Source organism: Novimethylophilus kurashikiensis (assembly GCF_003112435.1).
Classification (GTDB): Bacteria; Pseudomonadota; Gammaproteobacteria; order Burkholderiales; family Methylophilaceae; genus Novimethylophilus; species Novimethylophilus kurashikiensis.
In genome coordinates, this window is record NZ_BDOQ01000001.1 from 240,583 (window position 1) to 265,470 (window position 24,888).

Below are 24,888 nucleotides of genomic sequence, written 5' to 3' on the forward strand. Positions count from 1 at the left end.
TGAATCAAAGAGTAGGTTTGAAAAATTTCACATAAATTCGCTTGAGCAAAGTTTTTGTCAGGTCTTGCAAAAGCATGCGCTCAACATCGGCGCAAAATGTATTCACACAGACGCACTTTCGGGGTCGTCAGCTTCACCAGAAGCGATAAGTGCTTAATAACACGTCTACCCCATGCGCTGTTCTTAAGGCTGCCGTTTGGCAGCCTTAATTTTTTGCGCTATCGCCAACAGTGATAGACGTTCAGTTTTTAAGTTTATAGAAGCGATTTTCCAAGGTTTTACCATCTGTCACCTTGTCCAGACGGGTACCCACAGCATCGCTCAGCTTTACCAGACGATCGTCCGGTGCCGGATGGGTCTTGAACAGCAAGGCGACACTGCTGTCGTTCTTGCTGACATGGCCGATCTCCTGCAACACCTCCGGTAGCCCATAGGGGTCGTAGCCGGCACGGGCGCTGAGTACGACGCCGATGCGATCGGCTTCGAACTCGGCGTTCTTGTCGAGGCTGCGCGCGCAGATCTCGGCACCGTTGCCGATCAGTTTCTTGATGGCATCGTTATCCTTGCCTGCTTTCTCGCCCAGCAGGCTGGAACCTACATCCAGCAGTTGTTGCTTCTGGATTAGCTTGAGTTGATGCTTCTTGATCACGTGGCCGATTTCATGGCCGAGCACACCGGCGAGGTCGGCCTCGTTGTTGAGCTTGCGATACAAGCCCTTGGTCACTAGTACGTTGCCGCCTGGCGTGGCGAAGGCATTGATGTCGTTGCTTTCGATCACGCCGAAATGCCAGGGCAGATCGGGACGCTCGCTTTGCAGCGCGACCCAGCGGCCGACGCGGTTGACGTACTGCTGCAAGGCTTCGTCCTTGACCAGCGGCGAAGCACCCAGCAGGTTGCCGGCAATCTCGCGGCCGATCTTGATTTCGTCGTCCTTGGAAGTCTTGCCGACGTTGAGACTTTTGCCGCCCAGCGCCTTGCCCAGGTCAAAGGCCTCTACAGGCAGCGCGGCGAGCGAACACATCGCGGCAATCGCGAAAAGTACATGATGCTTGTTCATTCGGCTTCTCCTTGAGGGGCGGGCAGGTAATCGAGCTTGCGCGCATCGAGGTGGCCTGACGCTGCAAACTTGCGTGCTTCATCCGCCGACACCCCATTGGCTTCCAGCTTCTTCATCTCGTCCTCATTGAATTTCGCCGCCTTGAGGTCTTCTTCGCTCAATCCTCGTACGCCGGTGGTGGAAACCACTTGTCCAGTGCCGGAGCGGCCGCTGGCGAGATCCAGCACGCCAGCGGCATTGTCCGATTTGCCGAGTGCGCCGCGCTTGACCGAGAGAAGCCTAACCCAGCCGCTCGTCTTGGTGCCCTTGACCTTGAGCCAGGCACCTTTTTTCTCGACGATATCCAATTTGTCGCCGCGCGCGATGCTGCCTACGGCCTTAGCGTCGCCAAAGGGTTCGGCACGCAGGCTGTCTGACTTGAGCGCAGTGCCTGATTCTGCAGCTGCTGACGTCGACACAGCCAGCAGCGCAAGCAATATCCAATGTTTCATCGGTTTCTCCTGATCTAAGCGGGCAATACGCCCGTTTTTTCCATGTTGGTGACGGCCTGGGCAAAGAGAATGCGCCATTCCCCCGCGGCTTCAACCCCAATGCGTATCGCGCCGTGCTGGATGATATGCCGGATGCGAACGTCTTCCGCAACGCCTTGCCGCGCCAGGATGGCTGGCAGTAGGGCCAGCAAACGCTCCGCCTCCTTTTCTATATCAGGGCCGGCTTGCGTCCAGGATACGGCCAGCATGTCGGCAAACAAGCCCCACACGCCCGATTGCGTGCCTTTCAACTCGTCGATACGGCATGGCTGGAGAGCTTCATCCCGCAGCGTCCGGCGGATTTTCTTGAGCGCGGCGTCGCCCAGCGGCAGGGGGGCGTCGAACAGGACCAGCATGAGCGAGACCTTGACCACCTCTTCGCCTGTGGGTAGTTCGGAAGCCAGCACGCGCTGCATGGCGCGGTCGGTGGCAAGCGCGTAGATCTTGGCGATACTGAAGTAAGCGACGGCCCAGGTCACGGGCCCTGTGAGGTCGAGATAGATATTCGCCAAATTGACGCCGATGTAGGAAATCGCCAGCAACAGCAATTGCGATGCCCCGAAGATGCGGTCGAAGCGATCGCGTTCGATATTCTGGAAGAATGCAAAGGCGGTAAGCCACACGACCAGCAAGCTCAACAGCACGTAGGAAACGTTGCCGCGCCAGAACTTGAGCGGGTCGTTATGCTTGATGTTGTCGATGGCAGTGGCGAGGATTTCCACGCCGGGATGCGCCTTGGCCATGGTCGTGGCCTTGAGGTCGAACAGGCTGGGCGCGGTGGAACCGATGATGACGATTTTTCCGGCGAATTCGTTGGCGGGGCGCTTGGGTGTTTTCGCCGTCATGTCGCGATACACATCGCTGAAGCTGACATAGCGATAGGTGAATGGCCCGCCCCGCCAGTTCAATAACAGGCTGTCCTGGGGCGGCGCCTTGCCGCCTATGGCCAAACCGACGTCCAACGGCAGCGAGGGCAAACGCCAGCCTTGCTTGTCCTGCCATATCTTGTATTCGCGTACGATACCGTCCGGGTCTGGAAAGATGTTGTGCGTGCCCAACCTTCCGGCTTGCAGCGCGGCCGGGAAATGTGGCAGGACGACTGCTATCGTGGCGGCTGGATCCGCTTTGACGCCGGGTATCTTTTTGGCACCGGGGATCATGCCGGGCTTCACCTGGCTCAAGCCATCCTGGCTCTCCGGCAAGCGCAGGAAAGGGAAGAAGGTATTGTCGGTGGACGCAATAGCGTCGTTGAAATAGGCATCGCTGTCCGGGTTGTAGATGTCCGCATCGGAAAACAGGATGTCGAATACCACGGCCTTGGGTTGCTGTTCCTCCAGATGCTCCAGGAATTCGCCGAATACCTGGCGCGGCCACGGCCATCGGCCGTAATCCGGAGCAAGGGCTGCCAGGCTGGCTTCGTTGACGTCCACGATGACGATCTCGGGATCGGGCTTGGGCACGAAGATGCGGTTCTTGATGACGACGTCGAACGCTTTTTGCTTCATGTTGGCGCCGACATGGAAAACCGCCGCATCGAGCAAGATCGCCAGCGTCAGCAGCGCGGCGAGATACAGGTAGAAGTTATTGCGCAGCCTTTCCGCCAGCAGCGTCGAGAGTCGGATAAATTCGAAGCGTAGGCGGCTCAGCATGGGGTGTCCTTTTTAGCCTTGACGATCGAAGCGGCGCTGGGCTGCGAGCAGCTTGGCGTTGAGCAAGCGGGCGTTGAACGGTTTTTTCACGAAGGCATCCACCCCGGCCTCGAAGGCTTCGATCTGGAGCTGCTCATCTTCAAGCGCGGTGAGGATCATGAAGTAGATGTCCCGCCCCCAATCCTGCTTGCGGATGGACTGGCACAGCATCAAGCCGTCGGCTTCCGGCATCACCCAATCGGCGATGATGACATGCACTTTCTCGCGCTGGGCAAGCTCGTAGGCTAAGCGCCCGTTCTTGGCCGTGAACACGGTATGGCCTGCGGAGGCTAACAGCCTCGACATCAACAAGGTCAGTGTTTGGTCGTCATCGGCAAACACGATGCGTAGCGGAAAATTCGAAGGTTGCAACCCGGCCATTTGCTCCGTTTCGGCCATGGCAGCCTCGGCAATGTCAGAAGGCTCTGGCAGCGTAAAACGGGCAGTTGATCCTTCCGCACGGATGTTAAGCAATGGCGCCCATTCCCGCCATTCGGCGCAAGCCAAATTGGTCAGGTCCATGATTTGTTCGCGACTGAGGCTCAAGGTTGCACCTACCTCGAACATATGCGGCAAATAGGCTTCGCGCTCGGCCTCGCGCGCCAGGCAAATGTTGGCCATCAGGTCGGCCAGTTGCAGTGTTGCGGCGAGCTTGTACTGGCGGGTACCTTCAACAAATCCGGAGGTTTCAGGGTTTTCGTGAAAAACAATCGCGTCGATGAACAGTTTGGGAAAGCCCCAATCCGCCATCATCTGGGCACCCAATTCGCAATGGCTCAGGCCGAAACGTTCGTGTTCCTCCGCCTGCTGATGGTTGATGTCGCTACCTGCGGTTTCGCTCAGTAGTGCCGAATACGCTTGCGGTCGAACGGCTGCCAGCCCGAGTCGACCAACGCCCGCGAGCAGGCCACAAGTGAACATTTCAGCTGAAGGAGCAATACGTAACAGGCTGCCGATGGCATGCGCTGCACAGCCCATGGCGACCGAGCGAGCCCAGAATTTCTGGTAATCGAAATTCTTGCAAGCGCCTTCCTGGTAAGTGTTGATGAGCGAAAAGCTCAGCACTACCTGGCGTACGGCATGAATACCGATGAGGATCAGTGAATCCGTGGTCACGGACGCGATGGGACGAGATTTATTGGGATTGGCGAGATTGGCGATCTTGATGACGCGTCCCGCGAGGACGGGGTCGCCCTGGATGGTGTGTGCCAGTTCCTGCAAGGAGAAATTCTCTTGCTGGCAAATCTGCATGATGGCCAGCGCGACGCCGCGCGGGGAGGGCAGCAAGCCGGAAGCCTTGAGTTCGGCATAGTCCAATTTGTCGCTCATGAAGAGCTCCTTTGTTATTCAGGTGGCTTCCAAGTATTTCTACAGAAATACAGACCTGTATAAAGCGTAATTACAACGTTAGATGACCCTAAGTTTTGCATAAACGGCAGGGCGAGGCAACGCGAGGAGTGTCGAGCGGTTGCGCTATAATTCGCGGATGTTAGAAATCATTGCATTGATCCTGATTCTGGTCACCTTGCTGGCCATCGGCTGGCTGGCCTTACGCCTGGGGCGTATGGATACGACTCAATCCCAGCTTGCTCAATTGTTTGAGGATAAGCACCGTGCCATGCTGCGTGATGTTTACGATGCCCTCAACAAGCTGGGTGATCGCCTGGGCAGCAGTTCTAGTGAAGCAACAGAGCGCCTGCGCACTTCCGTTGCACAGGAGTTGCAGACGACGCGCGACGCCATGCAGTCCTTGCAGCTTGCCCAAACGGAAAGCCTGGCTGCTACGCGAGAGCAGGTGCTGGAAAAGCTGCACCTCACCCTGGCTGAACAAGGCAAGGCTGAGCAAGAGCTGATCCAGACCACCATGCGCAATGCGACGTTGCAGCTGACGGCGAGCATCGAGGCGCTGGCCAAGACTGTGGACGGCCGTCTGGAGCAGATCGGCGGCAAGGTCAGCGAGCGCCTGGACGAAGGCTTCAAGAAGACCAATGAGACGTTTGTGAGCGTGATGGCGCGGCTTGCAACCATCGACGAAGCACAAAAGAAGATCGACGGCCTGACCACCAATATGGTCAGTTTGCAAGAGCTGCTGGGCGACAAGCGTTCGCGCGGGGCGTTCGGCGAAGTCCAGCTCGAGGCCTTGGTGCGCAATATCCTGCCGCCCACGGCTTATGCCATGCAACACAGTTTTCCCAACGGTTCGCGCGTGGACTGCGCCTTGTTCCTGCCTGAGCCTACTGGCACCGTGGGCGTGGATTCAAAATTCCCGCTCGAAAACTACCACCGCATGTATGAAACCGGCATCGCCGAGGCCGACCGCCTGCAGGCGCAGCGGCAGTTCAAGGCCGACGTCAAGAAACATGTGGACGACATCGCTGCCAAATACATTATCAACGGCCATACTTCGGATGGTGCCGTGATGTTTGTGCCGGCAGAGGCGGTGTTCGCCGAGATTCACGCCTACCACCCCGATGTGGTGGATTACGCGCAGAAGCAGCGCGTGTGGATCGTGTCGCCGACTACGTTGATGGCAGTGTTGAACACCGCCCGTGCAGTGCTGAAGGACGTGGAAACGCGCAAGCAGGTGCACATCATCAAGGATGAATTGGGCAAGCTGGGCAAGGAGTTCGAGCGTTTCGACAAGCGCATGCAGAATCTCGCCACGCATATTCGCCAGGCCCACGACGACGTGCAGGAAGTGCACACCACCAGCCAGAAGATTTCACGTCGTTTCGCCCAGATCGAAAAGGTGGAACTGGAAGGCGACCCCACACAGATGGCGTTGCTGGACGACTCAGAAGATAAATAAATAGTTCGAAGCTAAATAGTTCGGAGAATTCATGGAAGACGAAAGCACCCTCATCATGCTGATCCAGCAATACGCTGCGCGATTCGGTATGACCTTCAGCTCGAAGGCAATGGAAGATGAAGCAATCAAGCAGAAGGCCATGCTGCTGATGATGCAGGCCATCAACGGCACACGTGGTCCGGTGACCGACGAGGACCTCGGGCTTTGAGCCGAAACGTGCGCATTCTCTACTTTGCCCGTTTGCGCGAAGCGCTTGGGCAAAATATGGAGGACGTTGTATTGCCGGATGACGTCGCGCAAGTGGCCGATATCATGCGTTGGCTTGCCGCACGGGGCAGTGTCTGGGCCGAGCAGTTCGACGGCTGCCGCCAGATTCGCGCCGCAGTGAACCAAGAACTGGTGCCTGATAACACACCTGTGGCTGCTGGCGATGAAATCGCCTTTTTCCCTCCGGTGACCGGCGGATGATGGTTCGCGTCCAATATGAGGACTTCGACGCCGGTGCCGAAATCTCGCGATTGCGATTGGCCGATCCCGGCATCGGCGCAGTCGCAACTTTCATCGGCCAGGTACGTGATGTCAACGACGGCGATACTGTCGGCACACTGACGCTGGAACACTATCCGGGCATGACCGAAAAATCGCTCGCTGCGATTGTCGAGAAGGCCCGTACACGCTGGAATTTTCACGACGCGCTGGTGATCCACCGCATCGGCACCTTGAATCCGCTGGACCAGATCGTGCTGGTGGCCGTGGCCGGCCGCCATCGCGGTGAATGCTTCGCCGCCTGCGAATTCATTATGGATTACCTCAAGACCGAGGCGCCGTTCTGGAAAAAGGAACACACGCCGCAGGGCGAGCGCTGGGTAGACGCCCGCAGCAGCGACGATACTGCCCGACAACGCTGGGAACAATAAACCGATGCACCGTACCCTCAAACCTTCCGATATCACGCTTGCGATCGATCCGGCCAGCCTGGGCTTTGCCGATACTTCCGAACTGACGGGCGACGAGCCCATCTGGATCGGCCAGGAACGTGCCGAAACCGCAGCTCGCTTCGGGTTGAGCATCACCCAGCCCGATTACAACCTGTTCGTGCTGGGCGAGACCGGCAGCGGACGATCGTCACTGCTGTTCCGCGCCATGCAGCAGATGGCCGCGCAGCGCACAACACCGCCCGATTTCGTCTACGTCCATCACTTCGACCTGCCTGAGAAACCGATCTCCTTGCGGCTCCAGCCGGGGAAGGGGGCAGTACTGCGGCAACGCATGGAAACCTTTGTGCGCGAGATCGTGGCCGAAATTCCGCGCAAACTGGACGAGGAAGGTTACCGCCTGGATTGCAGTCGGGCGCGCAAGAATTACCAAGCGAATATCGATGCGGCGTATGCCGAACTCTCGGCCATGGCGGCAACCCGCAATTACGCCTTGCGTCGTGAAGGCGGACGGCTGATCTTCAATCTGCTGGACGACAAGGGGCAGGCTATCCACGAGGAAGACCTGCTGGCGATGTCGGCCGAACAACGCGTCGCCATCGAGCACGCCGAGGATGAGTTGCGTGCTTCCATCAGCGATTACCTCGAGAAAATCCGCCCGCAGGAACGCGCCATGGACGAGGCGCTGAACGAACTGCGCCGTACCACGATCCAACCTTTGCTGGACAAGCTTTCCGAAGGCATGTCCGCCAACCTTGCCTGGAGCGAGGCCGACGCACACAAGCTGGAAAGCTGGATGGCCCAGTTGCTGACGGACGTACTCAACAACCTGGATGTGCTGGCAACGTCCAACCAACCGGCCGCAGGCCAGGAAGAAACGACCGATCACCTGATCGACGTATTGGCCAATTACCGCGTCAATGTGGTGGTGGACAACGGTGAGCTGACCGGTGCTCCGGTAGTGCGCGACGACGACCCGGTGTTCCGCTCGCTGTTCGGCGGCATCGAATACCAGGCCGAGAGCGGTGTATTGCTGACTGATTTCACCCGGATTCGGGCCGGCAACCTGCTGCGTGCGCATGGCGGTTTCCTCATGCTGCATCTGGACGACCTCATCCGCGATCCGCAGGTGTGGGAGAAATTCCGCCGCTTTTTGCGCAACGGCCGCTTGCAGATCGAGGAACCGGCGGCGGCATTAGGCCAATTGGCCGCGTCTACGCTGGAGCCTGAATCTGTCGAAATCCGTGTCAAGATCGTGTTGATCGGCTCGCGCGAAGAGTATTACGAATTGCAGGAACTCGACCCCGAGTTTTCGCGGCATTTTCGCGCCAAGGTGGATTTTGCCGAGAGCTTCGTCGCCAACGATTTGTCGCGTCGGGCTACTGCTGCTTTTGTTGCCCAGGCTTGCCGTCGCTTTGGTCTGGCGCATTTCGATGCGCCGGCCGTAGCAAGATTGTTGGCCGATATGCAGCGCGAGATGGACGACCAGCATCGCCAGAGTTCGGCATTCGGCAAGTTGGAGGCCTGGCTGGTGGAAAGCGCAGCCGTATGTGCAGCGCGAGGCGGGATGACGGTGACGGCGGCTGACGTCGAATTAGCAGCAGCGGCGCGGCGGTTACGTCACGATTATCCCGAGCAGGAATTGCATCAGGCGATTGTTGATGGAGAAATCCTCATCGACGTGGACGGCGATCGTGTGGGGCAGATCAACGGACTTACCCAGATCGACCTTGGCGATTACCAGTTCGGCTCGCCGGTGCGCATCTCGGCGCGTGCTTATGCCGGCGATGAAGGTATCGTCAACATCAGCCGCGAAGTCGAAATGAGCGGTCCAAACCACGACAAGGGCGTGTTGATCCTCCAGCACTGGCTGGCCGCGACCTTCATCAACATCGCGCCCTTGAGTCTTTCGGCTTCGCTGGTGTTCGAGCAGGAATACCATGGTGTCGAGGGCGATTCGGCTTCTTGCGCCGAGCTGTTTGCGCTGATTTCCGCGCTTGGCGATATCGCGGTGCCGCAAGGCTTGGCCGTGACCGGTGCGCTTAATCAGCATGGCGAGGTGCTGCCTATTGGCGGCCTCAACGAGAAGATCGAAGGTTATTTCCGCGTTTGCCAACGATTGGGATTGAACGGCAAGCAGGGCGTCATCGTGCCGGCACGTAACCGCAATCACATCATTCTTGACCGCGAAGTGGTCGAAGCCGTGTCGCGCGGCGAATTCCACATCCATGTGATCGACAATGTTTTCGACGGCCTCGCAATCTTGAGCGGCTTGCCGGTCGGTGAGGCCGACGATATGGGATATTTCCCTGCTGAAACAGTGCTGGGACGCGTCCAGCGCACGCTCGAGAACTTCCGCAAGGCATGCGACTTTGCCGGACATCCGCGCGACAAGGAATTTCTGTAGAGTATGGATATGTAAGGAATGGATCGATCTCAGCAAAAAAGGCCCGTCAAGGGCCTTTTTTGTTGAATTGAAAATCCGGTTACTTCTTGGCTTTTTCCTGCTTGCCCGCAGCGGCGGCTGCCGTTGCGTTACCTACGCTGACCTCTTTTTTCACCTTGTCGACGGTTTTCTTGCCGAAACCGGAAACATTGTCGAGGTCGTCGACGCTTTTGAAGTTACCGTTTTTCTTGCGGTATTCGATAATAGCCTGGGCTTTTTTAGGGCCGATGCCATTGACGGATTCCAGCTCGGCTTGCGTTGCAGTATTCAAATCCACCGCCGCCCAAGCAGAAATCGATAAAGCCAACATGCTCAAAAACATCATTATTTTCTTCATTTTCTTCTTTTCCTTATTTGTTATTTGAGATGCGAACCCATCACCGGGTTCGTGCAGTTGTGCTGCGTCGAATAGATTACTCCCAGTGAGGGAAATCGCAAAGAGAAGTTGCTAGGATGTGCTCGGGGGCAATATCCGTATTGCGTTGCCAGGAAGATTGAAAAGTCGCTGCAGACAAGCGGCTTTTCGTTATAGGCCTTTGATTTCTTCGGTGATGCTGCGCAAGGCGGCCAGAGGGTCGGCTGCCTTGGTGATTGGGCGTCCGATGACGAGATAGCTGGAGCCTTGCAGCAAGGCTGCCGCCGGAGTAAGGACGCGGTTCTGGTCGTCGAGGCTGGCGTCGGCGGGACGAATGCCGGGCGTGACGAGGCAGAAGTCCTGCCCCAGCTTGGTACGCAGCAGCGGTGCTTCCTGGGCCGAACAGACCACACCATCTAGGCCACAGGCCTGGGTCAGCGAGGCAAGCCGCAGGACATGTTCCTGCAACGGGCTGGAAACGCCGAGTTCGTGCAGCGTTGCTTCGTTCATGCTGGTCAGCACTGTCACAGCGATGAGCATGGGCGGTTTGGCGGCTTGTTCGACGGCTTCGCGCGCGGCGTTCATCATGGCGCGGCCGCCAGAGGCGTGTACGTTGAGCATCCAGACACCGAGACGGCTGGCAGCGGCGCATGCCTTGGCCACGGTATTGGGAATGTCATGGAATTTCAGGTCAAGAAATACGCCGTAGCCCTGGTCTACCAGTGAAGAGACGAACCCTGGGCCTTCGGCGGTGAATAGCTCCTTGCCAACTTTCAGGCGGCACAGGGCCGGGTCGAGTCGGGCGACGAGTTGCTGGGCAGCGGCAGCGTCGGGGTAATCCAACGCAACGATGATTTTTGGGTCGGTCATATCAGGCTGGTCTTGGAAATGGCCCGTTCGAAACGCGGCGGGAAGGTTTCCCACTCGCTGCAACTGGGGCAGTGCCAATGGAATTGTCGGGCGGTATAGCCGCAGGTGCGGCAACGGTGATAGGCGGTTTTTTCAAGGTGTTCACGGATGGCGCTCATCACGAGACGTAAATCGCCGTCCGGCATGCCGCTGACCTTGGCTTGCAGCAAACGATCGAGCGCAGTCAATGACGGTGATTGTTCTGCCTCTTCATGCGCCATGCGATAGGCGGCTTCCGGTCCCTTGAGGTCCAGCGTGGCTTCGAACAACACGTGTGCGGTTTCCTCGAGCCGATATTTGCGCACGGCTTCGTGCAGCCATTGCAGGCCTTCTTCCGTATTACCCAAGATACGCCAGCTCGCCATCATGCGCTCAGCCACCAGTTCCAAGTAGTCTGGCACTTGCAGTTCCACGGCGCGCCAGGCATTGAGTGCGTTGCTTTGCGCGCCGGCAGCGGCTTCGATATCGCCCAGCATGATGTTGGCGCGTACGCAGTTGCGGTTGGCTTCCAGCGCTTCGTTCAGGTTGCCCCGGGCTTGGGAGAGCTGTCCCAGCAGCATGTTCTGCTGAGCGAGTTCGCAGTAGAACTCCGCAACTTCGATACGCAAGGGCCTGCCGGTAAGCGTTTCCAGGCGCTGGGCGACAGAGATGGCTTGCAGCCATTCCTTTTCCCGCACGTAGATTTCCAGCAGGGCACGCAACGCAGAGTTGGCGTAGCGGGTCTCAGTGAGCTTGAGGAAGATTTCCTCGGCGCGGTCGAACAGACCGGCCTTGAGGTAATCCTGGGCAAGTTCGGCCAACGCCATCAATTGCTGCGGCTCGGCGAGGTCTTCGCGTTCCAGGAGTCCCTGGTGCAAGCGAATGGCACGGTCCATTTCTCCGGTTCGACGGAACAGGCTGCCCAGAGCGAAATGAAGCTCGAGCGTGTTGGAGTCGGCTCTCAGGGCTTCGGTAAAAGCCTCAATAGCCTTGTCCGGTTGTTCGCTGATGAGGAAATTCAGGCCGCGAAAATAAGACGCGGGCAGGGTGCTGGTTTCGGTGAGCAGCTGGCTGATGTCGATACGTGCAGCGACCCATCCCAGGCCGAAAAAGAGCGGCAGCAACAAGAGCCACCAGTATTCGAAATCCATGGCTTAGCTGATCCCGGAGATTTTGCTGAGATCGGCGATGGGAGGGTTGTCCTGAGGGTTCAGGCGGGAGAGCTCGTGCTTCAATGCCGTCAATTCCCGGCGGTACTTCACGTACATGCTGAGTCCGGCAACGACGGTGCAGGCTATCCCAGCCAGGAAACTGACGAATAGCATGAGCGCGAGCGGAGCACTCCAGGCCAAGCCAAGATAGTAGTGCAGGGTGACCGGCTCGAGGTTTCTCGCGGTCAAGCCTAGGGCCGCAAAAAACAGGAGGATGGATAGCAGTGTGTAGAAATAGCGCATGTAGCTCATGACGGGATTTTACCAGTAAAAAAGCGGCGCAATCTTGCGATTGCGCCGCTTTGGTAACACCTTTTACAACGAATTGTCGTCAGTCCCGGACATCCACGCGTTCGCGCAATTCCTTACCTGCCTTGAAGTGCGGAACGTACTTCTCGGGAACCTGCACCTTGGTGCCGGTCTTGGGATTGCGACCGAGACGCGGAGGACGGTAGTTCAAACTGAAACTACCGAATCCGCGGATTTCAATGCGTTCACCGGCGGCGAGCTTGTCAGACATGGCATCCAGAACTGTTTTTACAGACAGTTCTGCATCCTTGACGACAAGCTGGGGAAAACGCGCCGCCAGCTTGGCGATGAGTTCCGATTTGGTCATGTCGGCCTCGTGGATTATTCGTTGTTCTTGCCATCCATCTTGGCCTTCAGGAGCGCGCCAAGGTTGGTGGTGCCGGCATTGCCGCTGTCGTTGCTGTACTTTTGAACGGCATCGGCTTCGTCGTCCAGGTCCTTCGCACGGATGGACAGGTTGACGGTGCGGGTCTTGCGGTCGGTGCTGATCACCTTGGCTTCGATTTCGTCGCCTTCCTTGAGCACGCTGCGGATATCTTCCACGCGGTCACGGGAGGCTTCGGAAGCGCGCAGGTAGCCTTCCAGTTCGCCACCCAGGTCGATCACGGCGCCCTTGGCATCCAGGCTCTTCACGGTGCCCTTGACCACTGCACCCTTGTCGACGTTGGAGCTCGCAACAGGGTCGTTGGTGAGTTGCTTGACGCCCAGGGAGATACGTTCCTTCTCGACGTCGATGCTGAGGATGACGGCTTCGACTTCGTCGCCCTTCTTGAAGTTGCGGATCGCTTCTTCGCCAGTTTGCGTCCAGGACAGGTCGGACAAGTGAACCAGACCGTCGATACCGCCTTGCAATCCGATGAAGATGCCGAAGTCGGTGATGGACTTGATCTGGCCGCGAACCTTGTCGCCCTTCTTCATGGAAGCTGCGAAGTCGTCCCACGGATTGGCCTTGCACTGCTTCATGCCCAGGGACAGGCGGCGGCGGTCTTCGTCCACTTCGAGGATCATGACTTCGACTTCGTCGCCCAATTGGACGATCTTGGCCGGATGTACGTTCTTGTTGGTCCAGTCCATTTCGGACACGTGGACCAGGCCTTCGATACCCGGTTCGATTTCAACGAACGCACCGTAGTCGGTCAGGTTGGTTACCTTGCCGAACAGGCGGGTGCTTACCGGATAACGGCGGCTCAATGCAACCCACGGATCGTCGCCCAGTTGTTTCATGCCCAGGGAGACGCGGTTCTTCTCTGCGTCGAACTTGAGGATCTTGGCTTCGACTTCGTCGCCGACAGCCAGGACTTCGGACGGGTGCTTGACGCGGCGCCATGCCAGGTCGGTGATGTGCAGCAGGCCGTCGATACCGCCCAGGTCCACGAATGCGCCGTAGTCGGTGATGTTCTTGACGATACCCTTGACCACGGTGCCTTCGGTCAGGGAAGCCATCAGGGCTTCACGGTCTGCGCCCATGGTTTCTTCCAGTACGGCACGGCGGGACATCACGACGTTGTTACGCTTGCGGTCGAGCTTGATAACCTTGAATTCCCATTCCTTACCTTCGTAAGGCGTGGTGTCCTTGACAGGACGCATGTCCACCAGGGAGCCCGGCAGGAACGCGCGGATGCCGTTGATCATGACGGTCAGGCCACCCTTGACGCGGCCGTTGATCACGCCCTTGACGATACGGCTTTCGGTCATTGCTTCTTCCAGGTCCAGCCATGCTGCGAGGCGCTTGGCCTTTTCGCGGGAGAGCTTGGTGGAACCGTAGCCGTCTTCGAGGGATTCGATGGCGACCTTGACGAAATCGCCAGCCTTGACTTCGAGCTCACCGCGATCGTTGCGGAATTCGTCGGTCGGGATGACGCTTTCGGACTTCAGACCTGCGTTCACCACGACGAAATCGTCGTCGACGGACACGACTTCAGCAGTGATCACCTCACCGGAGCGCATCTCCTGGTGTTCGAGGCTTTCTTCAAAAAGGGCGGCAAAACTTTCTGCGGGGTTAGTGGACATTAAAATAACCTAGTTAAATAACCCGTCAGGCGACGGGGAAAATTAAAAAAACCGTAAGTTTTTGGGCTTACGGACTTTACCGCTGATTATGCGGGGATGGTCTTGCTGGCATGTTGCAGAACCGTTTCGACCGCCTGGTCGATCGTCAGTTCGCTGGTATCCAGCAGGATGGCATCTTCACATTGCCGCAGCGGTGCGGCACTTCGCTGCATGTCGCGCGCATCGCGCGATTCGATGTCAGCTAAAATCTGCGCTAGATTAGCATGGTTTCCTTTGCCGATCAACTGCTTATACCGTCGTTCGGCTCGCACGGCAGCGCTTGCGGTAAGGAAAACCTTGGCCTGGGCGTCCGGAAACACCACAGAACCCATGTCGCGGCCGTCGGCCACGAGGCCCGGCGCCTGGCGGAAATCGTGCTGGAGATCGAGCAGGGCGCGGCGCACGCCAGGATGCACAGCGACTTCCGAAGCGCCTCGGCTCATATCTTCCGAGCGTACCGCCTCGCTGACGATCTGACCGTCGAGCAGGATTTCGCCGTTCTCGAAACGGATTTTCAACCCTGCTGCCATCGCCGCCAAAGCAGCTTCGTCATTCCAGGCAATGCTCGCCTGCTTGCCGGCCAAGGCTACGATGCGATACAGGGCCCCCGAATCAAGGTAGTGATAGCCCAGGCGCTGGGCGACGAGTTGGGCAACGGTGCCCTTGCCTGACGCCGATGGGCCATCGATGGCGATGACGGGAATGCTGCTCATTTGACGATGGTTCCGAAACGTTCGAAATAATCCGGGAAAGTCTTCGCCACGCACTTGGGGTCATTGATGGTGATCGGCACGCTACCTAGAGCTACTAACGAGAAGCACATCGCCATGCGGTGGTCGTCATAGGTGTCGATGGCGGCGTTGGGCGTCAACGCTGTCGGTGGCGTAACGCGGATGTAGTCCTGGCCTTCTTCGACTGTGGCGCCAATTTTGCGCAATTCGGTTGCCATTGCGGCGATACGGTCGGTTTCCTTGACGCGCCAACTGGCAATGTTACGCAGGGTGGTGGTGCCGTGGGCGAACAAGGCTGCGACGGCTAGCGTCATCGCGGCATCGGGAATATGGTTGCAGTCGAGATCGATGGCCTTGAGCTTGCCGCTGCCGCTGGCTTCGATCCAGTTCTCGCCAAATCTGATATCAGCGCCCATGGCTTGCAATGCTTCGGCAAAGCGGACGTCGCCCTGGATACTTTTCTGGCCTACGCCCTCTACTCGTACCGGACCGCGGCCGATAGCACCGGCGGCCAGGAAATACGAGGCCGATGAGGCGTCTCCCTCGACATAAATTTCGCCGGGGCTGGTGTAGCGGCTTGCCGCGGGAATGGTGAAGGCCTCCCAGCCGTGCCGTTCGACCACAACGCCAAAGCGCGCCATGAGATTAAGTGTGATTTCGATGTAGGGTTTGGAGATCAGCTCGCCGACGACTTCGATGGTCGTTTTGCGTCCGGTCAGCGGCAGCGCCATCAGGAGAGCGGTCAAGAATTGGCTGGAGACGTTGCCCTTGACGCTCACACGATCGGCGCCCGGTTTGCCCGGAGTGATTTGCAGCGGAGGAAAGCCTGCATTGCCCAGATATTCGATTTCAGCACCGGCTTGTCGCAGGGCATCGACCAGATCGCCGATGGGACGCTCATGCATGCGCTGAATGCCGGAGAGTTTGTAACGGCCGCGGGACAGAGCGAGCGCGGCGGTTAGCGGGCGAAATGCCGTGCCGGCGTTACCCAGGAAAAGGTCGGCTTCTTTCACTGGAAACTCGCCGCCTGTGCCTTCCACACGCCAATCGTCGGCGCCAGTTTGCGTGAGTTTTACACCCAGGGTTTGCAAGGCTTCCAGCATGCGGGCGGTATCGTCGGAGGCCAGCAGGTCGCGAATCTCCGTCGTGCCGCTGGACAGTGCCGCCAATAACAAGGTGCGGTTGGAAATGCTCTTAGAGCCCGGCAGCTTGATCGTGCCTTGTGCTGCATGGGCCGGAGAAAGGTTCAGCGTTTCCATCAATTATTTCTCGAGATTCTTGATCCAGGCGTTACGAGCATGGCTGGCCTGCTTGAAGACGGCTTCCAGCGCTGCGCCATCGTTGCGTTCTATCATGTCGCGCATCTGGGTGAGTTGAGCCTGGTAGGCGTCGATTTCGTGTAGCAGCGCGTCGCGATTGGCTAGGCTGATATCGCGCCACATTTCGGGTGAACTGCCGGCGATGCGGCTGAAATCGCGGAATCCGCCTGCGGCAAAGCCCAGGATTTGTGCGGCGTTCTGGCGCTGGGCAATGTCGGCGACCAGAGCGAATGCCAGCAAGTGCGGCAAATGGCTGATGGCGGCGAAAATCTCGTCGTGCAGTTCCTGCGTCATGTGACACACATTGGCCCCGCAGGCTTGCCAGAAGGCGTCGGTTTTGGCGATGGCGTCCTGGTCGTTTTCTTCCAGCGGCGTCAATACGACGTTCTTGGCCGTAAACAGTCCGGGGCGTGCGGCAGAGACGCCGCTCTTTTCTGCGCCGGCGATCGGGTGACCGGGGACGAAGCGGTGCAGATGCCCGCTCAAATGTGTCCGTGCTGCGGCAATGACGTCGCCCTTGGTACTACCGGCATCGGTGATGACGACATTGGGTGCCAAATGCGGCGCCATGGCTTCGAACAGGGCGGGAAATTGCCCGACGGGCGTGGCGACCAGAATGAAGTCGGCGTCCTTGACGGCTTCGGTGAGCGGGGCTGCAGCATCGATCACGCCTAGGTCGATGGCTTCTTGCAATCCGTCACCGTTGCGGCCGACGCCAACGATGGTGCCGGTTTGACCCGCTTGGCGCAGCGCGAGCGCTGCCGAGCCGCCGATGAGGCCGACGCCCAGGATGACGAGTTTTTCGAAAATGCGTTTGGAGGTCATAAGAGGCGCGGATTATAGCACGCGGCATCATGGACTTAGCGCATGACCAAAGTAACGTATCCACTGGGTTTTGCCGCCTCGATAGGCCTATAATGGCTAAAAATCACACCACAGCAGCGAGGGGGAAATGTTCGGCGAGCGACTACGCCATTTTCAGGCGATACTGATCCCGCTCATCGTTCTGGCGGGCGCTGCGATTCTGGCCGAGTATGTGGTGCGCCTGGACATCGAGCGTCAAGCCGAAATCCAGCGTAATCAGGTGCTGGCGGAAGCCTCTACCTTGCGTGCGCAGTTGGAAGGCGAAATCAACTCCACCCTCTATCTCGCCAACGGATTGGGCGGGTATGTCTCAGCCTACGGTATTCAGGATGAGGCAAGTGTCAACGTCGTCCTGGCTACGGTATTCCAGTACGACCATCATCTACGGAATATCGCCCTCGCTCCCGACAACGTCATTCGCTACGTGTACCCCATCAAAGGGAATGAAAAGGCCATCGGGCTCGTCTATGAACAAGTGCCTCAGCAATGGGCCGCGGTCAAACGTGCGATCGAAACACATTCCACCGTAGTCGCCGGTCCTGTCGAACTCGTGCAAGGCGGGCACGGGTTGATCAGTCGGACGCCGGTGTACCGGCCTGATGGCCAATACTGGGGCATCATCAGCCTGATCATGAAAACCGACAGCTTGTTCTCGACGCTTGACCAGGATGCCCGTCAAAAAGGCCTTGCCATGGCATTGCGAGGCAAGGACGGTGAGGGCGCCCACGGCGACCTGATTCACGGCGACATGGGTTTATTTCGCCTCGATAGCGTACAGCAGGTGATTCGCGTACCTGGCGGCACCTGGGTGCTGGCAGTCAGGCCGCAGCAAGGATGGGCTGCTGGTAGCGGTCGAACCTTGATGTTGCGTTTGAGCGGATGGGGCCTGGCGCTTCTGATCGCCTCGCTGACTTATTTCATCATTCGCGAGCGCGACCATATTCGCCATCTCGCTACGCACGATCCGCTGACGAACCTGCCTAACCGCCGACTGCTGAGCGACCGGCTGGACCAGGCCATCGCCAAGGCCCAGCGCGACGGGCAAGGTTTCTCCATCCTCTGCCTTGACCTCAACCAGTTCAAGCCCATCAACGATACGCACGGCCACCATGTCGGCGACCAGGTACTCTGTACGGTGGCGACGCGATTGCAAAAGTGCCTGCGCAGTATTGACACGGTTGCTCGCATCGGTGGCGACGAGTTTCTTCTGGTGCTTCCCGAGGTAGAAAGTAATGCGGATGTGCTGGACGTGGCAAATCGCGTTTCCGAAGCGATCAAGGAACCGATTCGCATCGGCGAGCTTCTATTGCATACGAGTGCGTCCATTGGGATATGCCATTACCCAGTGGACGGGCAGACGCAGGACGATTTGATGCGCATCACTGATGAGGCGATGTACAGTGCCAAGCGCGAATCGCGCGGCGCAGTGTATCGTGTTGGTGAGCAGGTCAGCGCCTAAAGATTGTAAGCAAATAACTGGTTTGAGATGGGCTCGCCATACTATTTCTACTACTACGGCTTAGGGCTACCAAGACACTCGCTTCATCCTGCTTGCTCACGTGTTTAATCGATTCTAACAACATCAAATTCTAGGAGTTGATATGCCTTTTGTAGGCTTGGGATTGCATGTGCTCGTGGCGTTGTTTTTCGCCGTGCATGCCATACGCAACCGGCGTGAGATGTATTGGCTGATCATTCTGTTTTCGTTCCCTTTGCTGGGCAGCATTGTCTATTTCCTGATGGTTTACCTGCCAAGCAGCCGGCTTGAGCATGGTGTGCGCAAAACCGCCTCGGCGGTCGCGACCGTGCTCGATCCGGGCCGCGAACTTCGCGAAGCACAGCGTGCTTACGACCTTACACCCACGGCGCAAAACCAGATGCGGCTCGCGGCGGCATTATTGGAGGCTGGACAAACTGACCGCGCTGTCGAAGCTTATGAATCCTGCTTGAAGGGGCCGTTTGCTAACGATCCCGAAATTCGTTTCGGTGCAGCACGGGCACGACTGGCGCATGCCGAACCAGAAGCTGCCGTACATTTGCTGGAAGCGATTCAAAGCAGTCATCCGGACCATCGCGCCGAACAAGTGGCCTTGCTATTGGGGCAGGCCTACGCGGCAGCAGGGCGCCAGGCCGAAGCCGGGCAGCAATTGGCGAATACAGTAGCGCGGTTCGGCAGCATGGAGGCACGCGTGGAGTACGCGATTTGGGCGGCAAAGCATGGAGACCGAGCGCTGGCGAGCCAGCTCAAACAAGAGATCGACCGCCACACCGCGCATTGGAACAAGCAAACCTGGGCTTTCAATCGCGACTTGATGCGTCGGCTGGATCAAGCCTTCGCCCAAGCCGGTCTTTAGAATCTATTGATTCTGTAATCCCCGTTTCATCATATCCTGCATCCGCGGATCATTCATCATGTCCTGCATGTTGAAGCTGCCGTGATGCATGACCACATCGCCGGGTTTTTGCCCGGCTTTGCACGCTCCCAGCCACTTCGCCTCCTGCACCATATGGGTGTCGCTCATGCCGTGCTGAGGCGGGGCATAGTGCATTTTCATATCGCCCTTGTAGCTTGAGTCGAAGCTGCCGGTATAAACGGCGTCTAGCGTCATCACCGAGCCTTCGGTGCGACAGGTGGTGTGGACGGTCGTGCTTGCCGGTGTCTTGCGGATGTCAGGTGTATCGCAATCGGCCTTTTCACGTGATTGCTGCTGCATCAGGTTGTCCGTATTTTGATCGATACACATTTGTACCGGCGGCATGCCTGGCATGTTGTCCATCTGGGTGCGGATTTCCCACAACCCGGCCTTGCGCTTGGGCATATCGGCAGCCATGGCGGCAGAGGTTGCAAAAGTACCGCAGCAAAGCACCGCGACTATGGAATTGAGTGTGTGTAACCGCATGGCAACCCCCTTTTGATATTCATCAAAATTAAGTTCTGAACCCTTATCTTACGCCGGTTTTGGCACGGAGGCTTCATTCCGTTTTCACCAGAATTAAGCGAGCGATTTTCATATTTTCATCACTGATTCGGTGCTATATTAACTGGACCTAATTATCCTTGTTTATGGCAATGACCCAGCACTATCTCAAGGTTCTATTTGCTCCCAAATCCGTAGCTGTTTTCGGTGCCAGCGACCGGCTCGATTCGGTGGGCGGCGTGGTTTACGAAAATTTGCGTACCGGCGGCTTTGCCGGGCCGGTGTTCGCGATCAATCCCAAGCGTGAAACGGTGCAAGGGCAGAAGGCTTACGCCTCGCTCGAAGATGTGGGTCAATCGGTAGATCTCGCCGTCATTTGCACCCCGGCAGCGACCGTACCCGACATTATTGAAACCTGCGGCAAGATGGGCGTTCGCGGCGCTGTGATCCTTACTGCCGGTTTTAGCGAGGCCGGTGCCGAAGGTTTGGCGCTGGAAAAGCGGTTGCTGGATATCGCCGCGCATTACGGCTTGCGCTTTATCGGCCCTAATTGCCTGGGCACCATGCGGCCGTCCATCGGGTTCAACGCCACCTTTAATCGCGGCATCGCCAAACCCGGTAACTTGGCGCTGGTGTCGCAGTCAGGCGCCTTGTGCACGGCCATTCTGGACTGGGCGCAAGGTAACAGCATCGGCTTTTCCAGCGTTATTTCTCTCGGGGCCTCGGCCGATGTGGATTTCGGCGAGATTCTCGATTTCCTGGTGCATGATCCCCAGACTGAAAGCATCCTGCTCTACATCGAAGGCATCCGCCAATCGCGCAGCTTCATGAGCGCCTTGCGTGCTGCGGCCCGCGTTAAACCGGTGATCGCGGTCAAGGTGGGGCGCCACGCCAGCGGCATGAAGGCCGCACAATCGCATACCGGTGCCTTGGTGGGCGGGGACGACGCGTTCGATGCTGCGTTGAAACGTGCCGGGGTGGTGCGGGTGCAAAGTGTAACGCAGTTGTTCGCGGTGGCGCTGGCCTTGACCTCGCGCTATCGCCGTTGCGGCAACCGGCTTGCCATCGTGACTAATGCCGGCGGACCGGGTGTCATCGCCACCGATCGTGCCGCCGACCTTGGCCTAGCGCTGGCTGAGCTCTCGACCGAAACCATCGCCAATCTCAACAAGGTGCTGCCGCCCACCTGGTCGCACCACAATCCCGTGGATATCATCGGCGATGCCAATGCCGAGCGCTACGAAATGGCCATCGATGCCTGCCTCAAGGATGACGGCGTGGACGGCATCCTGGTGATATTGACGCCGCAAGCCATGACCAACCCCACCGCGGTCGCAGAAAAAGTCATTGCCCTTGCCAACAGTTCGCCCAAGCCCGTCCTGGCTTGCTGGATGGGCGAAATGCAGGTGCGCGAGGCGCGGCAGCTGTTTACCGGAGCGCGCATCCCCAATTACCGTACGCCCGAATTGGCGGTGGAAACGTTCTCCTTCATCGCGGCCTTCTACCATAACCAGCAATTGCTGATGCAATCGCCCGGCCCGCTGTCGCATCACGAAGAGCCCGATGTCGAAGGGGCGCGCATGCTGATCGAAAGCGTGTTGGCTGAGCGACGTACTGTGTTGTCGGAAATGGAATCCAAGGCGCTCCTGTCGGCGTTCCGCATTCCCGTGGCGCAAACCATGGTGGCGCATTCGCCCAACGAGGCCTTGCTGATTGCTCAGCAACTGGGTTTCCCCGTTGCAATGAAAATCAACTCGCCGGACATTACTCACAAGACCGATGCAGGCGGTGTGCGGCTTAACGTGGCGACGGCTGGGCAATTGCGTGCGGCCTATCACGACATCATCGAGCAGGTGCAGAAAAAGGCACCCAATGCCCGCATCGACGGTATTTCCATCGAGTCCATGGTGGTAAAGCCCAACGGCCGTGAACTCATGGTCGGTATTGTGTCCGACCCGGTATTCGGCCCCGTGATCACCTTCGGCGCGGGCGGTACCGCGGTCGAAGTGCTGGCCGATCGTGCGGTCGCGCTGCCGCCGCTCAACCAGCATCTGGTCGGCAACCTTATCAACGGCACGCGGGTTTCGCGTTTGCTCAAGGCGTTCCGCAACATGCCGCCTGCCGATATCGGCGCGCTGGAAAGCCTGCTGCTGCGGGTGTCGGAAATGGTGTGCGAGCTACCGTGGATTCGGGAGATGGATATCAATCCGCTCATCGTGGACGAACGCGGTGCACTGGCTGCCGATGCCCGCGTCATCGTGGGCTTTTGCCCAGCCACGGCAGACCGCTATTCGCACATGGCGATCTACCCCTATCCCACGCATCTCGTCTCGCTATGGCAACTGGCGGATGGCACCGATATCATCATTCGCCCAGTGCGTTCGGAGGATGCAGAAGTGATGCAAGCCTTCGTACGGGCCATGTCCGACGAAAGCCGCTATTTTCGCTTCATGGACACCATGCGCGAACTCAACCAGAGCATGCTGTCACGTTTCACTCAAATCGACTACGACCGCGAGATGGCACTCATTGCCACCACAGAAGAGGGCGGGCAAGAACTCATGCTGGGCGTAGCCCGCTACATCATTAATCCCGACGGCGAAAGCTGCGAATTCGCCACTGCTGTTGCAGACGCCTGGCAAGGTCGCGGCATCGGCCAAAAGCTCATGCGCATGCTGATGGAGGTCGCTCGCGACAAGGGCTTGCGAGTGATGGAAAGCGAAGTGTTGGCTCGCAACGCGGGAATGCTGGAACTGGCGGAGGCATTGGGGTTCGAGATCCTGCCGCTGGAGGGGGATGAAGGGGTCAGGGGCGTAAGGAAGAAGCTTTAAGTTTTTGCCGATTCCAATGACTCCAAATCATTAGTATTTTCTTAACGATAGGGCGCATCCTGTGCCCTGTCATCGGCGATTTGTAGTTCCAGCCGATCCCCATTCATCAGTAGCCGCTGTTTGCCGATGACGGCTTGCGAGCGCTCTTCCATATGGAACTCGAAATGGCGCGTCATGACGATAGCATCTACGGGGCAAGATTCTTCGCAGAATCCGCAGTAGATGCATTTGAACAGGTCGATGTCGTAGCGGGTGGTGCGACGGGTGCCGTCGGGGCGTTCGTCGGAATCGATGGTGATGCACATGGCGGGGCAGACGGCTTCGCAGAGTTTGCAGGCGATGCAGCGTTCCTCGCCGCTGGGGTAGCGGCGCAGGGCGTGAAGCCCGCGAAAGCGAGGGGAGAGCGGCGTTTTTTCCTCGGGATATTGCACGGTGACCTTGCGCTTGAACAAGGCCTTGCCGGTGAGCCTGAGCCCGGCGAACAGTTCCCACAGCAGCCAGGTTTTGAGGTGGTCTTTCAGCATCGGGTATGGCGGCATTGCCGCTGATCAATGACAAATGTCCGAGTTTTACCCGCTTCCGTCCGGCTTGTATGCGGGGAGGCCAACGGAGCGCAAGCGAACAGTTGGCCGATACTGCGCGCATGAGCGCTCACGATAATGAAACACCTGCCGAGGCCTTGTTCCGTCTCAACGCCACCATGATGGCTTCCGACGAATTCCAATCCATGACGGGCGCACCGACGGTCCTCGGCACCGGCAGCGTGCCTTCGCCGCTGATGTTGTTGGGCGAGCAGCCGGGCGAACAGGAAGACGCCATGGGCCAGCCTTTCGTCGGCCCGGCGGGCCAGGTGCTGGATGAAGCCTTGATGCTGGCCGGGATCGAGCGCGATCAACTTTATGTCACCAATACCCTCAAGCATTACAAGTTTCGCCGCCAGGGCAGTGCGCGGCTGCATCTGGTGCCGACGTTGGTGGACATCACGCGCTACCTGCCATGGCTGGAGCAGGAGATCGCCATCGTCTCGCCCGTGCTCATCGTGGCGCTGGGCAAGGTGGCAGCCAGGGCGCTTCTCAGCAAGGAAATCGCCGTGGAGCAGATGCGCGGCCAGATGCTTGAACGACGCGACGGACGGCTCGTGGTGCCGGCCTATCATCCGTCCTACATCTTGCGCACCCCAGACGCCGCCATGAAGAAAACGCGTTTCCAGCGGCTGGTAAAAGACCTCGCCATGGCGGCGCGCATCGCCAATCTTGAATAGGCGTACTGCACCCGTAACTACGGAAATACGGCGTGGTCCGTCGGCCAGGTGCCGCTGTAATGCGCCTCGGGATGACGTCGTGTCACCAGATCGCGAATTTGCTGCGCGCTGTGGAACGGCACGAGCACCATCATGAGAATGCTCCCGCGTTCGATCTCGGGTAAAAACCGTTGCAGCCTCACGTTGGGAATGGCGCTGGCCACGATGGCCGTCCATAGACCGCCAGCAGCCAGGCCGATGAGTGCGCAGATGAGAATGCCCACGCGGGGAAAAGCGTCATGGAACGGCCACGGCGGAATCCAGGTGGCGAGCAGGCCTATCACAAATCCCAGCAACGCACCCAGGCCCATGCCGATTTCCCAGCCGTCGATCATGTCGGTGCGTTCGCTGACGGTGGCCTCAGGGAGGTCGCCGAGGTCGGTGCCTTCCTTGGCCATGAAATGAACGCGGTCGGCATTGACGCGGGCGAGCAGCATCTCGTCCATCATGGCATGCGCGCTTTCCACGTCGGGAAGCATGAAATAAAGTCTTCTGTTCATTACAGCCCCTCCTATCAAAGGCAGAGAGGCCAGCTCTCTGCTACATCCAATAGACGAAAACAAACAGCATCAGCCACACCACGTCCACAAAGTGCCAGTACCAGGAAACGGCTTCGAACGCGAAGTGGCGGTCGGCGGTAAAGTGGCC

26 protein-coding genes are annotated in these 24,888 nt (G+C 58.3%); 9 read left to right on the top strand and 17 right to left on the bottom strand.

The window, feature by feature from the left end:
* Nucleotides 1-241: 241 nt before the first annotated feature.
* The 4 genes from NMK_RS01175 to NMK_RS01190 are packed head-to-tail and all read right to left on the bottom strand — an operon-like array spanning nucleotide 242 to nucleotide 4,604.
* Nucleotides 242-1,057 (bottom strand): M48 family metallopeptidase, encoded by an 816-nt coding sequence (locus tag NMK_RS01175; RefSeq protein ID WP_109013920.1) that lies wholly within the window; start codon nucleotides 1,055-1,057, stop codon nucleotides 242-244.
* Complete coding sequence (locus NMK_RS01180; protein ID WP_109013921.1) at nucleotides 1,054-1,548, bottom strand: SH3 domain-containing protein; 495 nt, start codon at nucleotides 1,546-1,548, stop codon at nucleotides 1,054-1,056. Before NMK_RS01180 ends, NMK_RS01175 begins: the two co-directional genes overlap by 4 nt.
* Nucleotides 1,549-1,562: 14 nt before the next feature.
* Nucleotides 1,563-3,236: a CHASE2 domain-containing protein gene (locus NMK_RS01185; RefSeq protein WP_109013922.1), complete on the bottom strand. Its 1,674-nt coding sequence runs from the start codon at nucleotides 3,234-3,236 to the stop codon at nucleotides 1,563-1,565.
* Nucleotides 3,237-3,248: 12 nt separating this feature from the next.
* The gene (locus NMK_RS01190; protein ID WP_109013923.1) at nucleotides 3,249-4,604 is read right to left on the bottom strand and encodes an HDOD domain-containing protein; all 1,356 of its coding nucleotides are present in this window, start codon (nucleotides 4,602-4,604) and stop codon (nucleotides 3,249-3,251) included.
* Between the two features lie 157 nt (nucleotides 4,605-4,761).
* Here NMK_RS01190 and NMK_RS01195 point away from each other — a divergent pair, with 157 nt between their 5' ends.
* Genes NMK_RS01195 through NMK_RS01210 form a run of 5 tightly spaced genes read left to right on the top strand, consistent with a single transcriptional unit; the run spans nucleotide 4,762 to nucleotide 9,426 of the window.
* Nucleotides 4,762-6,084 (top strand): DNA recombination protein RmuC, encoded by a 1,323-nt coding sequence (locus NMK_RS01195; RefSeq protein ID WP_109013924.1) that lies wholly within the window; start codon nucleotides 4,762-4,764, stop codon nucleotides 6,082-6,084.
* Nucleotides 6,085-6,115: 31 nt separating this feature from the next.
* On the top strand, nucleotides 6,116-6,292 hold the full coding sequence (locus tag NMK_RS18395) for a hypothetical protein (RefSeq protein ID WP_181376129.1): 177 nt from the start codon (nucleotides 6,116-6,118) through the stop codon (nucleotides 6,290-6,292).
* Nucleotides 6,289-6,552: a molybdopterin converting factor subunit 1 gene (gene moaD / locus NMK_RS01200; RefSeq protein WP_109013925.1), complete on the top strand. Its 264-nt coding sequence runs from the start codon at nucleotides 6,289-6,291 to the stop codon at nucleotides 6,550-6,552. The genes NMK_RS18395 and moaD overlap by 4 nt, the downstream gene beginning before the upstream one ends.
* Entirely contained in the window at nucleotides 6,549-7,001 is a 453-nt protein-coding gene (moaE, locus tag NMK_RS01205; RefSeq protein ID WP_109013926.1) for a molybdopterin synthase catalytic subunit MoaE, read from the top strand. Before moaD ends, moaE begins: the two co-directional genes overlap by 4 nt.
* A 4-nt stretch (nucleotides 7,002-7,005) precedes the next feature.
* Nucleotides 7,006-9,426, top strand: a complete 2,421-nt coding sequence (locus NMK_RS01210; RefSeq protein WP_109013927.1) for a Lon protease family protein — start codon at nucleotides 7,006-7,008, stop codon at nucleotides 9,424-9,426.
* A 79-nt stretch (nucleotides 9,427-9,505) separates the two neighbouring features.
* Here the strand turns inward: NMK_RS01210 and NMK_RS01215 are convergent, their stop codons facing one another.
* The 9 genes from NMK_RS01215 to NMK_RS01255 all read right to left on the bottom strand — a co-directional run bounded on the left by NMK_RS01215 (nucleotide 9,506) and on the right by NMK_RS01255 (nucleotide 17,152).
* The gene (locus NMK_RS01215; protein WP_109013928.1) at nucleotides 9,506-9,802 is read right to left on the bottom strand and encodes a ComEA family DNA-binding protein; all 297 of its coding nucleotides are present in this window, start codon (nucleotides 9,800-9,802) and stop codon (nucleotides 9,506-9,508) included.
* 189 nt (nucleotides 9,803-9,991) lie between these two features.
* Nucleotides 9,992-10,690 (bottom strand): orotidine-5'-phosphate decarboxylase, encoded by a 699-nt coding sequence (gene pyrF / locus NMK_RS01220; protein ID WP_109013929.1) that lies wholly within the window; start codon nucleotides 10,688-10,690, stop codon nucleotides 9,992-9,994.
* Nucleotides 10,687-11,859, bottom strand: coding sequence for a lipopolysaccharide assembly protein LapB (gene lapB / locus NMK_RS01225; RefSeq protein WP_109013930.1), 1,173 nt, complete (start codon nucleotides 11,857-11,859; stop codon nucleotides 10,687-10,689). The genes pyrF and lapB overlap by 4 nt, the downstream gene beginning before the upstream one ends.
* 3 nt (nucleotides 11,860-11,862) lie before the next feature.
* Nucleotides 11,863-12,171, bottom strand: a complete 309-nt coding sequence (locus tag NMK_RS01230; RefSeq protein WP_227871296.1) for a LapA family protein — start codon at nucleotides 12,169-12,171, stop codon at nucleotides 11,863-11,865.
* Nucleotides 12,172-12,250: 79 nt separating this feature from the next.
* On the bottom strand, nucleotides 12,251-12,535 hold the full coding sequence (locus NMK_RS01235; RefSeq protein WP_109013932.1) for an integration host factor subunit beta: 285 nt from the start codon (nucleotides 12,533-12,535) through the stop codon (nucleotides 12,251-12,253).
* Between the two features lie 14 nt (nucleotides 12,536-12,549).
* On the bottom strand, nucleotides 12,550-14,238 hold the full coding sequence (gene rpsA / locus NMK_RS01240) for a 30S ribosomal protein S1 (RefSeq protein WP_109013933.1): 1,689 nt from the start codon (nucleotides 14,236-14,238) through the stop codon (nucleotides 12,550-12,552).
* An 86-nt stretch (nucleotides 14,239-14,324) separates the two neighbouring features.
* Nucleotides 14,325-14,990: a (d)CMP kinase gene (cmk, locus tag NMK_RS01245; RefSeq protein WP_109013934.1), complete on the bottom strand. Its 666-nt coding sequence runs from the start codon at nucleotides 14,988-14,990 to the stop codon at nucleotides 14,325-14,327.
* Nucleotides 14,987-16,267: a 3-phosphoshikimate 1-carboxyvinyltransferase gene (gene aroA, locus NMK_RS01250; RefSeq protein ID WP_109013935.1), complete on the bottom strand. Its 1,281-nt coding sequence runs from the start codon at nucleotides 16,265-16,267 to the stop codon at nucleotides 14,987-14,989. Before aroA ends, cmk begins: the two co-directional genes overlap by 4 nt.
* A 3-nt stretch (nucleotides 16,268-16,270) precedes the next feature.
* Nucleotides 16,271-17,152: a prephenate dehydrogenase gene (locus tag NMK_RS01255; protein ID WP_109013936.1), complete on the bottom strand. Its 882-nt coding sequence runs from the start codon at nucleotides 17,150-17,152 to the stop codon at nucleotides 16,271-16,273.
* Between the two features lie 127 nt (nucleotides 17,153-17,279).
* Between NMK_RS01255 and NMK_RS01260 the strand changes: the two genes are divergently transcribed.
* Both NMK_RS01260 and NMK_RS01265 read left to right on the top strand, forming a co-directional pair.
* Nucleotides 17,280-18,650 carry a diguanylate cyclase domain-containing protein gene (locus NMK_RS01260; protein ID WP_109013937.1) on the top strand — a complete coding sequence of 457 codons (1,371 nt, stop codon included), beginning with the start codon at nucleotides 17,280-17,282 and terminating at the stop codon, nucleotides 18,648-18,650.
* A 142-nt stretch (nucleotides 18,651-18,792) separates the two neighbouring features.
* Entirely contained in the window at nucleotides 18,793-19,545 is a 753-nt protein-coding gene (locus NMK_RS01265) for a tetratricopeptide repeat protein (protein WP_109013938.1), read from the top strand.
* A 3-nt stretch (nucleotides 19,546-19,548) separates the two neighbouring features.
* On the opposite strand, the gene NMK_RS01270 is transcribed toward NMK_RS01265, so the two are convergent.
* Complete coding sequence (locus tag NMK_RS01270) at nucleotides 19,549-20,091, bottom strand: DUF3617 domain-containing protein (RefSeq protein WP_109013939.1); 543 nt, start codon at nucleotides 20,089-20,091, stop codon at nucleotides 19,549-19,551.
* A 170-nt stretch (nucleotides 20,092-20,261) separates the two neighbouring features.
* Between NMK_RS01270 and NMK_RS01275 the strand changes: the two genes are divergently transcribed.
* Complete coding sequence (locus NMK_RS01275) at nucleotides 20,262-22,940, top strand: bifunctional acetate--CoA ligase family protein/GNAT family N-acetyltransferase (protein WP_109013940.1); 2,679 nt, start codon at nucleotides 20,262-20,264, stop codon at nucleotides 22,938-22,940.
* A 41-nt stretch (nucleotides 22,941-22,981) separates the two neighbouring features.
* On the opposite strand, the gene nuoI is transcribed toward NMK_RS01275, so the two are convergent.
* Nucleotides 22,982-23,464, bottom strand: coding sequence for an NADH-quinone oxidoreductase subunit NuoI (gene nuoI / locus NMK_RS01280; RefSeq protein ID WP_109013941.1), 483 nt, complete (start codon nucleotides 23,462-23,464; stop codon nucleotides 22,982-22,984).
* A gap of 68 nt (nucleotides 23,465-23,532) precedes the next feature.
* On the opposite strand from nuoI, the gene NMK_RS01285 reads away from it, so the two are divergent.
* Nucleotides 23,533-24,201, top strand: a complete 669-nt coding sequence (locus NMK_RS01285) for a UdgX family uracil-DNA binding protein (RefSeq protein WP_265415753.1) — start codon at nucleotides 23,533-23,535, stop codon at nucleotides 24,199-24,201.
* A 17-nt stretch (nucleotides 24,202-24,218) separates the two neighbouring features.
* Here NMK_RS01285 and NMK_RS01290 read toward each other — a convergent pair whose 3' ends face one another.
* Both NMK_RS01290 and NMK_RS01295 read right to left on the bottom strand, forming a co-directional pair.
* Complete coding sequence (locus NMK_RS01290) at nucleotides 24,219-24,740, bottom strand: hypothetical protein (RefSeq protein ID WP_109013942.1); 522 nt, start codon at nucleotides 24,738-24,740, stop codon at nucleotides 24,219-24,221.
* A gap of 40 nt (nucleotides 24,741-24,780) precedes the next feature.
* Nucleotides 24,781-24,888 (bottom strand): cytochrome c oxidase subunit 3 (locus NMK_RS01295; RefSeq protein ID WP_181376130.1); only part of this gene is annotated, 108 nt, incomplete at its 5' end.

Coding starts and splice junctions, on each gene's coding strand:
- NMK_RS01175 (WP_109013920.1), bottom strand. CDS start 1,057: ATGAACAAGCATCATGTACTTTTCGCGATTGCCGCGATGTGTTCGCTC.
- NMK_RS01180 (WP_109013921.1), bottom strand. CDS start 1,548: ATGAAACATTGGATATTGCTTGCGCTGCTGGCTGTGTCGACGTCAGCA.
- NMK_RS01185 (WP_109013922.1), bottom strand. CDS start 3,236: ATGCTGAGCCGCCTACGCTTCGAATTTATCCGACTCTCGACGCTGCTG.
- NMK_RS01190 (WP_109013923.1), bottom strand. CDS start 4,604: ATGAGCGACAAATTGGACTATGCCGAACTCAAGGCTTCCGGCTTGCTG.
- NMK_RS01195 (WP_109013924.1), top strand. CDS start 4,762: ATGTTAGAAATCATTGCATTGATCCTGATTCTGGTCACCTTGCTGGCC.
- NMK_RS18395 (WP_181376129.1), top strand. CDS start 6,116: ATGGAAGACGAAAGCACCCTCATCATGCTGATCCAGCAATACGCTGCG.
- moaE (WP_109013926.1), top strand. CDS start 6,549: ATGATGGTTCGCGTCCAATATGAGGACTTCGACGCCGGTGCCGAAATC.
- NMK_RS01210 (WP_109013927.1), top strand. CDS start 7,006: ATGCACCGTACCCTCAAACCTTCCGATATCACGCTTGCGATCGATCCG.
- NMK_RS01215 (WP_109013928.1), bottom strand. CDS start 9,802: ATGAAGAAAATAATGATGTTTTTGAGCATGTTGGCTTTATCGATTTCT.
- pyrF (WP_109013929.1), bottom strand. CDS start 10,690: ATGACCGACCCAAAAATCATCGTTGCGTTGGATTACCCCGACGCTGCC.
- lapB (WP_109013930.1), bottom strand. CDS start 11,859: ATGGATTTCGAATACTGGTGGCTCTTGTTGCTGCCGCTCTTTTTCGGC.
- NMK_RS01230 (WP_227871296.1), bottom strand. CDS start 12,171: ATGAGCTACATGCGCTATTTCTACACACTGCTATCCATCCTCCTGTTT.
- NMK_RS01235 (WP_109013932.1), bottom strand. CDS start 12,535: ATGACCAAATCGGAACTCATCGCCAAGCTGGCGGCGCGTTTTCCCCAG.
- rpsA (WP_109013933.1), bottom strand. CDS start 14,238: ATGTCCACTAACCCCGCAGAAAGTTTTGCCGCCCTTTTTGAAGAAAGC.
- cmk (WP_109013934.1), bottom strand. CDS start 14,990: ATGAGCAGCATTCCCGTCATCGCCATCGATGGCCCATCGGCGTCAGGC.
- aroA (WP_109013935.1), bottom strand. CDS start 16,267: ATGGAAACGCTGAACCTTTCTCCGGCCCATGCAGCACAAGGCACGATC.
- NMK_RS01255 (WP_109013936.1), bottom strand. CDS start 17,152: ATGACCTCCAAACGCATTTTCGAAAAACTCGTCATCCTGGGCGTCGGC.
- NMK_RS01260 (WP_109013937.1), top strand. CDS start 17,280: ATGTTCGGCGAGCGACTACGCCATTTTCAGGCGATACTGATCCCGCTC.
- NMK_RS01265 (WP_109013938.1), top strand. CDS start 18,793: ATGCCTTTTGTAGGCTTGGGATTGCATGTGCTCGTGGCGTTGTTTTTC.
- NMK_RS01270 (WP_109013939.1), bottom strand. CDS start 20,091: ATGCGGTTACACACACTCAATTCCATAGTCGCGGTGCTTTGCTGCGGT.
- NMK_RS01275 (WP_109013940.1), top strand. CDS start 20,262: ATGACCCAGCACTATCTCAAGGTTCTATTTGCTCCCAAATCCGTAGCT.
- nuoI (WP_109013941.1), bottom strand. CDS start 23,464: ATGCTGAAAGACCACCTCAAAACCTGGCTGCTGTGGGAACTGTTCGCC.
- NMK_RS01285 (WP_265415753.1), top strand. CDS start 23,533: ATGCGGGGAGGCCAACGGAGCGCAAGCGAACAGTTGGCCGATACTGCG.
- NMK_RS01290 (WP_109013942.1), bottom strand. CDS start 24,740: ATGAACAGAAGACTTTATTTCATGCTTCCCGACGTGGAAAGCGCGCAT.